The 13,360-nt window shown below is 47.5% G+C and carries 11 protein-coding genes; 5 read left to right on the top strand and 6 right to left on the bottom strand.

Translation table 11 applies throughout. From position 1 onward, the window contains the following. Genes R4537_RS13495 through kdsB form a run of 5 tightly spaced genes read left to right on the top strand, consistent with a single transcriptional unit; the run spans position 1 to position 5,837 of the window. Entirely contained in the window at positions 1 to 2,130 is a 2,130-nt protein-coding gene (locus tag R4537_RS13495; RefSeq protein ID WP_071178587.1) for a DNA internalization-related competence protein ComEC/Rec2, read from the top strand. A 30-nt stretch (positions 2,131 to 2,160) separates the two neighbouring features. Continuing rightward, the gene (gene msbA / locus R4537_RS13490) at positions 2,161 to 3,909 is read left to right on the top strand and encodes a lipid A ABC transporter ATP-binding protein/permease MsbA (RefSeq protein WP_071178443.1); all 1,749 of its coding nucleotides are present in this window, start codon (positions 2,161 to 2,163) and stop codon (positions 3,907 to 3,909) included. A 2-nt stretch (positions 3,910 to 3,911) separates the two neighbouring features. Further along, positions 3,912 to 4,919 carry a tetraacyldisaccharide 4'-kinase gene (gene lpxK, locus R4537_RS13485; protein ID WP_071178586.1) on the top strand — a complete coding sequence of 336 codons (1,008 nt, stop codon included), beginning with the start codon at positions 3,912 to 3,914 and terminating at the stop codon, positions 4,917 to 4,919. Then, the gene (locus R4537_RS13480) at positions 4,900 to 5,079 is read left to right on the top strand and encodes a Trm112 family protein (protein WP_000350068.1); all 180 of its coding nucleotides are present in this window, start codon (positions 4,900 to 4,902) and stop codon (positions 5,077 to 5,079) included. The genes lpxK and R4537_RS13480 overlap by 20 nt, the downstream gene beginning before the upstream one ends. Further along, on the top strand, positions 5,079 to 5,837 hold the full coding sequence (gene kdsB, locus R4537_RS13475; RefSeq protein WP_071178442.1) for a 3-deoxy-manno-octulosonate cytidylyltransferase: 759 nt from the start codon (positions 5,079 to 5,081) through the stop codon (positions 5,835 to 5,837). The genes R4537_RS13480 and kdsB overlap by 1 nt, the downstream gene beginning before the upstream one ends. Positions 5,838 to 5,939: 102 nt before the next feature. Here kdsB and R4537_RS13470 read toward each other — a convergent pair whose 3' ends face one another. The 6 genes from R4537_RS13470 to pflA form a co-directional block, all read right to left on the bottom strand. Further along, on the bottom strand, positions 5,940 to 7,490 hold the full coding sequence (locus R4537_RS13470) for a SpoVR family protein (RefSeq protein ID WP_071178441.1): 1,551 nt from the start codon (positions 7,488 to 7,490) through the stop codon (positions 5,940 to 5,942). Between the two features lie 12 nt (positions 7,491 to 7,502). Further along, a complete protein-coding gene (locus R4537_RS13465; RefSeq protein WP_029627336.1) occupies positions 7,503 to 8,774 on the bottom strand; it encodes a YeaH/YhbH family protein in 1,272 nt (423 codons plus the stop codon). A 142-nt stretch (positions 8,775 to 8,916) separates the two neighbouring features. After that, a complete protein-coding gene (locus tag R4537_RS13460; protein WP_000021517.1) occupies positions 8,917 to 10,851 on the bottom strand; it encodes a PrkA family serine protein kinase in 1,935 nt (644 codons plus the stop codon). A gap of 239 nt (positions 10,852 to 11,090) precedes the next feature. Beyond that, positions 11,091 to 11,591, bottom strand: coding sequence for a YfbU family protein (locus R4537_RS13455; protein WP_000426108.1), 501 nt, complete (start codon positions 11,589 to 11,591; stop codon positions 11,091 to 11,093). Positions 11,592 to 11,711: 120 nt separating this feature from the next. Next, complete coding sequence (locus tag R4537_RS13450; protein WP_071178440.1) at positions 11,712 to 12,374, bottom strand: energy-coupling factor ABC transporter permease; 663 nt, start codon at positions 12,372 to 12,374, stop codon at positions 11,712 to 11,714. Between the two features lie 65 nt (positions 12,375 to 12,439). Beyond that, a complete protein-coding gene (gene pflA / locus R4537_RS13445) occupies positions 12,440 to 13,180 on the bottom strand; it encodes a pyruvate formate lyase 1-activating protein (RefSeq protein WP_000103943.1) in 741 nt (246 codons plus the stop codon). Positions 13,181 to 13,360 lie beyond the last annotated feature (180 nt).

Here is a 13,360-nt window from a genome sequence, read left to right as displayed (position 1 = left end):
ATTGGTTTGCTCGGTTATCACCGGGCTGGCCGTAAATTCCTTGGCTTCGTGGTTGCCATACTAATCATTGTGCTGCAAGGCAACCTTATACGAGATCAATCCAATGTGCTCTATCAAGCAGGGCCAGATATTATCATAAAAGGCCGTGCCGACAGCTTTTTTAGGCAAACCCGTTATGCTCATGAAGGATTTGCCTTAATTTATGAGGTCAATGGCCAAAGCTTGGGCACATTGTTTCTACCTCGAGTACGCTTAACTACCCCTATTCTTTTGCAGCCGAATGATCTATTCGAATTTTCAGCGACAGTAAATCCGGTTATTGGTCGGCTCAATGAAATCGGTTTTGATGCAGAAGCTCATTATATGGCTCAATCTGTCATCGCTAGGGTGAGCGTTAAGGCCAATACACCATACACAATTTCACCTCAAGAAGACTTTAGGTCAAGCTTGCAGCAAAAGCTTGTTACATTGACGCTAAATAGCCCTTTTCAAGGGATTATTTTAGCCCTGACGTTTGGCGAGCGAAACGGTATTGATGAGCAAGAGTGGCGAGCCTTACGCAATAGTGGCTTAATTCATTTAGTGGCGATTTCGGGGCTGCACATTGGTATCGCTTTTAGCGTGGGTTATTTTCTCGGGCTCGGCATGATGCGTCTTCATGCTAAGTTACTTTGGTCTCCTTTTGTGTGTGGGGCTTTACTGGCGGTGTTCTACGCTTGGCTGGCCGGATTTACGTTACCCACTCAGCGTGCATTGATCATGTGTTTACTTAATGTGGCGTTGGTCATGTTGGCTTTTCCTCTTTCTGCACTAAAGCGGATTTTACTCACCTTGGTTGCTGTCTTGGTTTGGTCACCCTTCACCTCACTTTCAAACAGTTTCTGGATGTCGTTTTTGGCGGTCGCGATTGTTCTCTACCAATTAGCCAGTCAAAGCCAGCGTCAGGTGTGGTGGAAAGCTCTGCTCTGGGCACAGGTGTTTCTCGTCTGTTTAATGGCCCCGGTCACAGCCTATTTTTTCGGTGGCTTAAGCGTAACGGCAGTTCTGTACAATTTGGTGTTTATTCCTTGGTTTTCGTTGGTGATTGTCCCAGCTTTGTTTTTGGGCCTATTACTTATGGTGGTATGGCCCAGTGCGGCCGCCGCTTACTGGCCTTGGTTGGATTGGACGTTTTTACCGCTCGATTGGGCTTTGCAGTTTGCCGATGTAGGCTGGTGGGTGGTACCCAGCAAAGTACAAGGTGTGGTCGCAGCGAGTGTGGCCATCCTCTTGCTTTATCGATTTATGAGCCTAAAAGCCTGCAGCTTATTGTTGGGTATGATTGGCTTATGGTGGTGGTTTCCCTCTATCACTCCGCTTTGGCGAATGGATGTGCTGGATGTTGGACATGGCTTGGCGATTGTGATTGAGCAAGATGAGCGAGCGATAGTCTACGATACAGGCAGCAGTTGGCCGGGAGGCAGCTATGTGCAAAGTGTGATTGAGCCTATGCTACAGCAGCGAGGGCTACGCCAGGTCGATGGAGTGATTTTAAGTCATCTTGATAATGATCATGCGGGTGATTGGCAAGGTTTAGCTGAGCGCTGGCAACCCGATTGGATTCGCGCTAGCCAACTCGGGACAGAGTTTATGCCTTGTATCCGTGGTGAAAGCTGGCAGTGGCAATCTCTCCATTTTACGGTGTTATGGCCACCACAAGCGGTTAGCCGAGCGTACAACCCGCATTCGTGTGTGATTCGTATGACTGATACTCAATCTAACCATTCTGTACTGCTCTCCGGGGATGTCACGGCTATGGGGGAGTGGCTGCTTGCTCGCGACGGAGTGCAACTGCAAAGTGAGGTGATGATCGTACCGCACCACGGCAGTAAAACGTCGTCCACTGCAGAGTTTATTGCCCAAGTGAATCCCAAACTTGCGATTGCTTCTGTGGCGAAAGATAACCGCTGGAACTTGCCTAATCCGCAAGTCGTGGCACGTTATCAAGCTCAGCAAGTTGAGTGGCTAGATACTGGACAAGCTGGGCAAATTAGCCTCTTTTTCTATCCAGATCAGCTGGATTGGTTTACCCAACGTAGCCTTGGCTGGCAGCCTTGGTATAGGCAGATGCTGCGTAAAGGAGTAGAATGAGCGCAATTTTATAATCAGAAAAGCTTCTTTATGTCATTGCACTCTGACGAATCTAACTGGCAGACCTTTAAGCGTCTGTGGACTTATATCCGCTTATACAAAGCGGGCTTGGTGGTTTCAACTATAGCCTTAGTTATTAATGCCGCTGCTGATACCTATATGATTTCTTTACTAAAACCTTTATTGGATGAAGGTTTTGGTAATGCTGAATCCAACTTCTTGCGCATTCTGCCGTTTATGATTTTAGGGCTCATGTTTGTGCGTGGTTTAAGTGGGTTTGCCTCTTCTTACTGTTTGAGCTGGGTTTCCGGTAACGTGGTGATGCAGATGCGTCGCCGTCTATTTAACCATTTCATGCACATGCCCGTGCGTTTTTTCGACCAAGAGTCAACGGGCGGCTTATTATCACGCATCACATACGACTCTGAACAAGTGGCAGGGGCAACCAGTCGCGCATTAGTCAGTATTGTGCGTGAAGGGGCGAGCATTATTGGCTTGCTCACCTTGATGTTTTGGAATAGTTGGCAACTCTCTTTGGTATTGATCGTAGTTGCACCAGTGGTGGCCTTTGCGATTGGCTTTGTTTCTAAGCGTTTTCGCAAGATTTCGCGCAACATGCAAACGGCGATGGGGCATGTGACTTCATCGGCAGAGCAGATGCTCAAGGGCCATAAAGTGGTTCTGAGCTACGGCGGTCAAGAGGTCGAACGCAAACGCTTTGACAAAGTCAGTAACAGCATGCGCCAACAAACCATGAAGCTGGTATCGGCGCAGTCGATTGCAGATCCCGTGATTCAAATGATTGCCTCACTTGCCCTGTTTGCGGTGCTCTTTTTAGCCAGTGTCGATTCGATTCGCGCTGAGTTGACTCCGGGTACATTTACTGTGGTGTTCTCAGCCATGTTTGGCCTAATGCGTCCGCTGAAAGCTTTGACCAGCGTAACGTCGGAATTCCAGCGTGGCATGGCCGCTTGCCAAACCTTGTTTGGTTTGATGGATCTCGAAACCGAGCGCGATAATGGCAAATATGAAGCAGATCGCGCCAACGGTGAAGTGGAAGTGAAAGACGTAACTTTCACCTACCAAGGCAAAGAAAAACCTGCGTTATCCCATGTCTCATTCTCAATTCCACCAGGAAAAACAGTAGCACTGGTCGGCCGTTCTGGTTCTGGAAAATCAACCATCGCGAACCTGTTTACTCGTTTCTATGATGTCGACAGTGGATCGATCTGTCTTGATGGGCACGATGTGCGTGATTACAAGCTGACCAATCTGCGTCGTCACTTTGCCTTGGTTTCGCAAAACGTACATCTGTTTAACGACACCATCGCCAATAACATCGCTTACGCTGCCGAAGGTGAATACACCCGCGAGCAGATTGAGCAAGCCGCACGTCAAGCCCATGCGATGGAGTTTATTGAAAACATGCCGCAAGGTTTGGATACCGTGATCGGTGAGAATGGCACCAGTTTATCTGGCGGTCAGCGTCAGCGAGTGGCGATTGCTCGCGCATTGCTGCGCGATGCACCTGTGCTGATCCTTGATGAAGCGACCTCAGCACTGGATACTGAATCGGAGCGTGCCATTCAAGCGGCGTTAGATGAGCTGCAGAAAAACAAAACCGTGCTGGTCATTGCGCACCGTTTATCTACCATCGAACAAGCAGATGAAATTCTTGTGGTTGATGAAGGTGAAATCATTGAGCGTGGTCGCCATGCCGATTTGTTGGCGCAAGATGGCGCATACGCTCAGCTTCATCGCATCCAGTTTGGTGAATAGTGGTGATAGAAAAGATCTGGTTTCACCGCCATCCATTAGGTTATCTGTTATGGCCACTGTTGTGGCCATTCAGCGTACTGTTTGGTGTCATCAGCCGCTCACGGCGTAAAGCATATCAAACGGGCGACAAACCCTCCTATCGTGCACCCTTACCCGTGGTCGTGGTGGGTAACATTACAGCCGGTGGTAATGGCAAAACCCCTGTTGTGGTTTGGCTGGTGGAAACGCTGCAAAACCTTGGCTATTGTCCCGGGGTCGTTTCACGTGGTTATGGCGCTAAAGCGCCCAGCTATCCGCTCGTGGTGAATGAGCAAACGCCAGCTCAGCATTGCGGTGATGAGCCGAAACTCATTTTTCAGCGTACCAAAGCGCCTGTAGCGGTCGATCCTGTACGCAGCCAAGCGGTAAAAGCGCTGCTTGAGCACGGGGTCAACATCATCATTACGGATGATGGCTTGCAGCACTATGCGCTGCAGCGTGATATTGAAATTGCAGTAGTGGATGGCGTTCGCCGTTTCGGTAACCAGCAATTGCTCCCTTTAGGTCCTCTGCGTGAACCTGTCAGCCGACTCGATGAAGTCGATTTCATTATCACTAATGGTGGCGTGGCAAAGACCAATGAAATCGCAATGCATCTGCAACCGACGGATGCGGTGAATCTTAAGACGGGTGAACGCTGTGCAGTGAGTAAGCTCACTCGCTTGTGCGCCATCGCAGGGATTGGACATCCTTCCCGATTTTTTAATACCTTGCGTGAACTCAATGCCGATTTAGTTCACTGCCAAGGTTTTGCCGATCATCAAGCCTTTGATGCTGCTCAGTTGAATCAACTGGCGCAGCAAGGCGATCATCTGATCATGACAGAAAAAGATGCCGTAAAATGCGCTGAGTTTGCCCAGCCAAATTGGTGGTATCTTCCCGTTTCAGCTCAGTTTGCTCCAGAAGCGGAGCAGCGTATTGTGGACAAAATTAAAGAGGTAATGGAATCGTATGGATCACCGTCTGCTTGAAATCGTCGCTTGCCCAGTATGTAAAGGTAAGCTGACTTACGATAAAGATCGCCAAGAGCTGATTTGTAAGTTGGATCGTCTGGCTTATCCCATCAAAGAAGGCATTCCTGTGCTTTTAGAGCCGGAAGCTCGTAGCATGAGCATGGATGAGGGACGCTAATGTCATTTACTGTCGTGATCCCTGCGCGTTACCAATCCACGCGCTTACCGGGTAAGCCTCTCGCCGACATTGGCGGCAAGCCAATGATTCAGTGGGTATATGAACAAGCCATGCAAGCGGGAGCTGACCGCGTGATCATTGCAACCGATGATGAGCGTGTTGAACAAGCGGTTCAAGCCTTCGGTGGTGTGGTGTGTATGACGTCACCGAATCATCAATCCGGCACAGAACGTCTGGCGGAAGTGGTGGCGAAAATGGCGATTCCCGCCGATCACATTGTGGTGAATGTGCAGGGTGATGAGCCTTTGATCCCACCGGCGATTATTCGCCAAGTCGCGGATAATTTAGCGGCATGCAGCGCGCCGATGGCAACGTTGGCGGTGGAAATTACCGATGAAGCGGAAGTATTCAACCCGAATGCGGTAAAAGTGATCACCGATAAAAACGGTTATGCGCTGTACTTCAGTCGTGCCACGATTCCTTGGGATCGTGATAACTTCGCCAAAGCCGATAAAGCTATCGTTCAGCCTTTGCTGCGCCATATCGGCATCTATGCCTACCGCGCAGGCTTTATCAACACTTATCTGGATTGGCAGCCAAGCCAGCTTGAAAAGATTGAATGTTTAGAGCAACTTCGTGTGTTGTGGCATGGTGAGAAAATCCATGTTGCGGTTGCGCTAGAAGCACCGCCAGCAGGGGTGGACACGCCAGAAGATTTGGAAGTGGTGCGACGCATCGTGGCTGAGCGTGCGCAGTAGTTATCTTTCAGCTAAGTAGAAAAAATCAGCTAAGCAGAAAAAAGCTCCTTTGCAGGAGCTTTTTTATTAAGTGTTAGGGATGTTGTATTGCAGCCCCAGTACTTAGATTCGACTTTCCGAGTCGTTCTTTTTGGGGCAGGTTGCGAGGATCTCTCTTCTTCCTGTGTCTTTGACCTCCTCCAGTTTGACTTCAAAACCCCATAGACGGTGCAAGTGTTTCAGCACCTCCTCGTAGCTTGGATCTAACGGAATACGATCGTGTGGTACATACTGCAAGGTTAACGAACGGTCGCCTCGAACATCAACGCTATACACTTGAATGTTGGGTTCAAGATTACTGAGATTGTATTGCGCCGCGAGTTTCTCGCGGATTTGTTGATATCCGAGATCATCGTGAATAGCACTGATTTCAATGTGATTTTTTCTATCATCATCGCAGATCGCAAAGAACTTAAAGTCGCGGATCAGCTTAGGTGACAGATATTGGCTGATAAAGCTTTCGTCTTTAAAGTTACGCATTGCAAAATGCACTGCATCCAACCAGTTTGACCCCACCAATTCAGGGAACCACTCTTTATCTTCCTCGGTCGGCTCTTCGCAGATCCGCTTAATATCACGGAACATGGCAAAACCGAGTGCATAAGGGTTAATGCCACTGAAATAACGGCTGTTGTAGGGCGGCTGTGCCACAACGCTGGTGTGACTGTGCAAAAACTCCAGCATGAACTTGTCGCTGAGTAAGCCTTCATCATAAAGATGGTTGAGTATGGTGTAGTGCCAAAACGTCGCCCATCCTTCGTTCATGACTTGCGTCTGCTTTTGTGGATAAAAATACTGGCTGACTTTACGCACAATACGCACGATTTCACGCTGCCAAGGCTCCAGCAAAGGGGCGTGTTTCTCAATAAAATAGAGAATATTTTCTTGTGGTTCACTCGGGAAGCGGCGTTGCTTCTCTTGCTCTACGGCCTTTTTCGGCACGGTTCGCCATAAGGCATTCACTTGCGATTGCAGATAAGCTTCGCGCTCTTCTTGCCGCGCTTTCTCTTCGGCAATCGAGATTTTTTCGGGACGTTTATAACGGTCAACTCCGTAATTCATTAAGGCATGGCAGGAGTCGAGCAGCTTTTCCACTTCGTTCACGCCAAATTTTTGTTCACACTCGGCAATGTAGTTTTTGGCAAACAGCAGGTAATCGATGATCGAGCTGGCATCTGTCCAGGTTTGGAATAGATAGTTGCCTTTGAAGAAGGAGTTGTGGCCGTAACAGGCATGCGCCATCACCAGGGCTTGCATGGTTACGGTGTTTTCTTCCATCAGATAGGCGATACAAGGATCGGAGTTAATCACAATCTCGTATGCCAACCCCATCTGGCCATGTTTGTAGGTTTGCTCGGTTTGGATGAATTTTTTACCAAACGACCAGTGGTTGTAGTTGATCGGCATACCGATGCTGGAATAGGCATCCATCATCTGCTCTGAGGTGATGATCTCAATCTGGTTTGGGTAAGTGTCCAAACGATAAAGCTCTGCCACGCGACGGATTTCTTGGTGGTAGCGCTCGATCAGTTCAAACGTCCAATCTGGGCCATCGGGCAGTCGCTTACTGTTCGTTGCTTTACGCTTAGGTGCGGCTTTGGCTTTGGTAGTCATCTCACAATCTCCCTACGCATTTTCCTTTTGGAATAGCTCCCTAAACACAGGGAAAATATCTTCAACACTGCGGATGTTCTTCATCGCGAAGTTATCGAAGGAGGCCTGTAATTTTTCATATTCGTGCCACAACGTTTGGTGTGAGCGACGCGTGATTTCGATATAGGCATAGTATTGGCAATAGGGCAGCAGCTTGTTAGAGAGTAACTCTTTGCAGCGGGGTGAATCATCTGCCCAGTTATCCCCATCAGAGGCTTGCGCGCCATAGATGTTCCACTCACCGAGTGGGTAGCGAGCTTCAATAATTTCATGCATCAGCTTGAGTGCACTGGAAACTATGGTGCCGCCGGTTTCTTGTGAATAGAAAAAGTCGTGTTCATTCACTTCCTTAGCTTGGGTATGGTGACGGATAAACACCACTTCTACATTTTCATAGGTGCGAGTTAGGAATAGATAGAGCAATACATAAAAACGCTTCGCAATATCTTTGGTGGGTTGATCCATAGACCCAGAAACATCCATTAAGCAGAACATCACTGCCTGACTGGAGGGAATCGGGCGCTTTTCGTAGTTTTTGAAGCGCAAATCAAAGGTGTCGATAAAGGGCACGCTATCGATTTTATTGCGTAGCTCTTCAATCTCTTGCTTGATGCGCATCTCTTCCATGATTTGTGGTGGTTCGCTGCGCTGAATACGTTCGAGTTCCTCTTCCAACTCACTCATCAAACGGCGTTTACCAGCGGTCATCGCCGTGCGGCGCGCTAAAGATTGCTGCAGTGAACGCACCACAGAAATATTGGAGGGCACACCTGAGGTTTGAAAACCCGCACGATGGGTTTTCCATTCGGTGATTTTGTTAACTTGGTTTTTTTTAAGATTGGGTAGCGCCAAATCTTCAAACAGAATATCGAGGTATTCATCTTTGGAAATTTGGAATACGAAATCATCGCTGCCTTCACCATCGGCACTGGCCTCACCTTCACCTGAGCCGCCGCTGCCTTGACCACCTTTAGGGCGATCGATTTTATCGCCACGAATAAACTGGTCATTGCCCGGATGCACACGTTCACGCACACCGCCTTTGCCTTGATGAAACATCGGCTCTTTAATGTCACGAGTTGGAATCGAAACATCTTCTCCAGACTCGGTATTAGTGATTGAGCGGCGGTTAACGGCATCCGCAACCGACTCTTTAATCTGCTCTTTGTAACGGCGTAAAAAGCGTTGTCGGTTGACGGTGCTTTTATTTTTGCCGTTTAGCCTTCTGTCGATAAATTGCGCCATGAGCCTCTCCCTAATGACATCACCTCAAACTCGAACGCGAGTTTGTTGAGGGGGTGACCTACAGCCCAACAGCGATTCTGTGGGGTAGGTAACCGTAGGTGGCGGTAGTTGCACTACCACCGACCATTACACGGCATACACACTATGAGGATTTACGTACTCGCAAGTACCACTCAGACAGCAAGCGGACTTGTTTTTCGGTGTATCCTTTTTCCATCATACGAGCGACGAAGTCATCGTGTTTCTTCTGATCGTCGGATGAGGTCTTAGCGTTAAAGGAGATGACTGGAAGCAGATCTTCAGTATTGGAGAACATCTTTTTCTCAATCACAGTGCGCAATTTCTCGTAACTGGTCCACACTGGGTTTTGGCCATTGTTGTTGGCACGTGCACGAAGTACGAAGTTAACGATTTCATTACGGAAATCTTTTGGATTGCTGATCCCCGCAGTTTTCTCAATTTTCTCCAGTTCACTGTTGAGTGCAGAGCGGTCAAACAGTTGGCCCGTTTCTGGATCGCGATACTCTTGATCTTGAATCCAGAAGTCGGCGTAGGTGACGTAGCGGTCAAAAATATTCTGACCGTACTCAGAGTAAGACTCTAGGTAAGCGGTTTGGATCTCTTTGCCAATGAATTCGACATAGCGTGGGATTAAATAGCCTTTGAGGAACTCATAGTAGCGATCGGCGGTTTCTTGTGGAAATTGCTCACGCTCGACTTGCTGTTCAATAACGTAGAACAGATGCACTGGGTTCGCAGCGACTTCTGAGTGATCGAAGTTGAATACGCGAGACAGGATTTTGAACGCGAAGCGGGTGGAAAGCCCAGACATGCCTTCGTCAACGCCTGCGTAATCACGGTACTCTTGATAACTTTTGGCTTTTGGATCGGTATCTTTGAGTGTTTCACCATCATAGACGCGCATTTTTGAGAATAAGGAAGAGTTTTCTGGCACTTTCAGGCGTGACAGCACGCTAAATTGCGCCAGCAGATCGAGTGTGCTTGGGGCACAAGGGGCCTTGGAGAGCTCACTGTGATCCAGCAGTTTTTGGTAGATTTTGACCTCTTCTGAAACGCGCAAACAGTAAGGTACTTTGACAATGTAAACCCGGTCTAGGAACGCTTCGTTGTTTTTGTTGTTACGGAAAGTCTGCCATTCAGATTCGTTGGAGTGGGCGAGGATCATCCCATCAAACGGTAAAGCAGAGAGTCCTTCGGTGCCGTTATAGTTACCCTCTTGGGTGGCCGTTAACAGTGGGTGTAGCACTTTAATCGGTGCTTTGAACATTTCCACGAATTCCATCAAACCTTGGTTGGCGCGGCATAGCGCACCGGAGTAGCTGTAGGCATCTGGGTCATCTTGTGAAAAGTGTTCGAGTTTACGGATATCGACTTTACCGACCAGAGACGAAATATCTTGGTTGTTTTCATCACCCGGTTCAGTTTTGGCGACCGCGATTTGATCCAAAATAGATGGGCGTACTTTCACTACTTTGAACTTAGTGATGTCACCGCCAAATTCATGCAGGCGTTTGGCGGCCCAAGGTGACATGATGGAACGCAAGTAACGACGGTCAATGCCATATTCTTGTTTAAGCAGTTCACCATCTTCATTCACATCAAATAGACAGAAGGGATGATCATTAACAGGGCTGCGTTGACCATTGGCTGATAACACATAAATGGGCATTTGTTGCATCAATGCTTTGAGCTTTTCTGCCAGTGAAGATTTACCACCGCCCACTGGGCCGAGTAAATAGAGAATCTGTTTGCGCTCTTCCAAGCCTTGCGCTGCATGCTTGAGGTAAGCGACGATCTGTTCTATGGCCTCTTCCATGCCATAAAAATCTTCGAAAGTTTTATAACGAGCAATCACTCGGTTGGAAAAAATACGGCTAAGGCGCGAGTGTTTGGATGTATCAATCATCTCGGGTTCACCGATAGCCAGTAACAAGCGCTCTGCGGCATTGGCATAAGCACTTTTGTTTTCTTTACACAGAGCCAGAAAGTCCTGAATGGATAGCTCTTCATCCTTGGCGGCTTCATAGCGTGCCTGAAAGTGTTCAAAAATACTCATAGTTGTTTCCCCTTTGAAAATGTCATGACGACATACAACCGCTGTATACAATTCCCTAACAATTTAAGCCTAGTCCGTAATTCACTCTTTTGCTTAACAATTATGGATAAATTTCAATTTCGTGATTTCGGCTAAATAGGAGAGGGGGAATAACAAAGTAGGTGCTGAAAGAGGCAATAAAGGCAAAACAAAAAGCTGACCGAGGCCAGCTTTTTGTACGGATAGAAAAGAGATAGATACTAAGCGTTCATGATTTGACGCAATTCATTGCCTGATAGATGGTATTGGCGTGGGCAGTTGCGCCAAGTGGTCAGCATACGGCGATATTTTACCAACATCGGCATTTGGCTGTTGAAATGGTGTTCGCCTTTATCAAACTGAGGATAGAGACCTTCAGAGTCCACTAAGAAACGGACGTAATTGACCAACTGTGCTTCGGTCGCCATATCAAAGCCTAGGAATGTCAAACGGCGTTGGTCTACATCTTTGCGTGCAGCATCGTCCAGCATTCGGTTGGATTCTTGCATCGCATGGTACATCTCCATGATGTCGATGATTTCACGACACTCGGTTTCAGGCAGGCAGCCAAACTCGCGGTTCAGTTCACGCATGTGTAGCTCATAGCCACGCTCAACAATTGTTTGTAAGCGCTTGTATTTGTTTGCGTTATTAGGGTCGAGTTGTGACATAAGGAAATATTGGTTCGATAGGATCAAACGCTGAGCGTTGGTCATTTCCATGTAAAGCCTCACTTCAAATCAGAGTTATTATTTTGCTGATTTAAGGTTAACAGCATTGGTGCAGAGTGAAACATGATCTCAACACGGTTTTAATAGTGAAAGCACAAAAAAACAGCATGCTTAATGATGATAGTGGTTGTACAAATAATCGCGATCGGAAAAAACGCGCAGCCACTCAGGGCGGAATATGGCCAAAATGGCGAGTGCCATGCCATTCAGTAGGCCTTCGGGGAAGGCGAGTAGCGGAACAAAAATCAAATAGTTATCGGTGATTGTGGTCCAGTCATAAGTCCCTAGTTGCCAGATATAAAGGGAGTTAAGCAACAGATGCAAACTGCCAGTAACGCCGGCATTAAAAAAGCCAGCTACAAATATAAACACGAAGATGTTTCTCGGTAGGTAGTGATAGCTTAATGCAAAAACTGAGTAACTGATCAAGATTGGCAGCAAACTCGACAGCAGCAGATATTCGGGTAAAGCGGCAAAACTTACTTTGCCAAACAGTGCGAGGGCGGCGCTGACCGGCAGGGTGAGAATAAAAGCGCTGCGCCAACCATACATCATAGTCAGTGTGGTTAAGGCGAGAAAATGAATGCTCAATCCTTCTTTGACACTGGCTTGTGCTGACCAAAGCAGAAAGAGGCCCAACATTACAAAGTAGGTGAGATGTTGGAATGATTTGTCATCCCGAAACTTTGGCCACAGCGCGTGTTGGGTATCTTTTCTTACCCAGAACAACACGATGAAGAGAATGATGGTTGAAGCGATTTGTGCGAGTTCCAATTGCGTTACCTAAAAAAATACCAACCCGAGGTTGGTATTTTTTACGATAACGCCAAGAGGATGAATCAATATTTTACGTTTGAGTGATACTGCTCAAGGATTGCGACGACTTTATCCATGGTTTCTTTGCTTGGTGGATTCACTCCTTCCAGTGGATATTCTTCACCCATGGCTTCCCATTTGTGCGCGCCAAGTTTGTGGTAAGGCAGCAACTCAATCTTCTCTATGTTTTCCATGTCTTTAATAAATTCACCCAGTTGATGTGCGGAAGCTTCATCATCGGTGTAACCTGGAACTACCACGTAACGCAACCAAGTTTTTTGACCAATTTGATGCAGGTAGCGCGCAAAATCTAAGGTACGTTTGTTAGACACGCCAATCAAATCTTGGTGAATTTCATCATCCATCTGTTTGATATCGAGCATCACCAAATCAGTCACTTCTAACACTTCATCAATCACAGGTGTGAATTTACGTACGTAGCCATTGGTGTCTAAACAGGTATGAATACCTTCGGCTTTCGCGGCGCGGAATAAGTCACGAACAAATTCGGGTTGCAGCATGGCTTCCCCACCAGAGCAGGTGATGCCGCCACCAGAAGCGTTCATAAAATGGCGATAAGATTTCGCTTCTTTGATGATTTCCTCAACCGTGACTTCACGACCCGTATGGGTATCCCAAGTGTCTCGGTTATGACAATACTTGCAGCGGAACAGGCACCCTTGCAGGAAGACAATAAAGCGGATTCCTGGGCCATCAACAGTGCCACAAGATTCGAAAGAGTGAATTCGACCAATGGTAGACATGAGCGCTTCTCAGTTATGTAGTTTGGCCGTTATTTTATTACAAATAGCAGGGATTAAATAGGTTTATCTCCCTGATAATTGGTTGCATCACCAGTTACAGCAAGGGCTGGTAAGCATTTGGACTTTTTCTCCCTTCTGCTCATCCTGCCCAGAGGTGCTCTTATGTATCCGACTCTCTTG

Origin of the sequence: Vibrio paracholerae, from assembly GCF_037672085.1 — a bacterium.
GTDB lineage: Bacteria > Pseudomonadota > Gammaproteobacteria > Enterobacterales > Vibrionaceae > Vibrio > Vibrio cholerae.
This window is presented reverse-complemented; position numbering and strand designations above follow the sequence as displayed.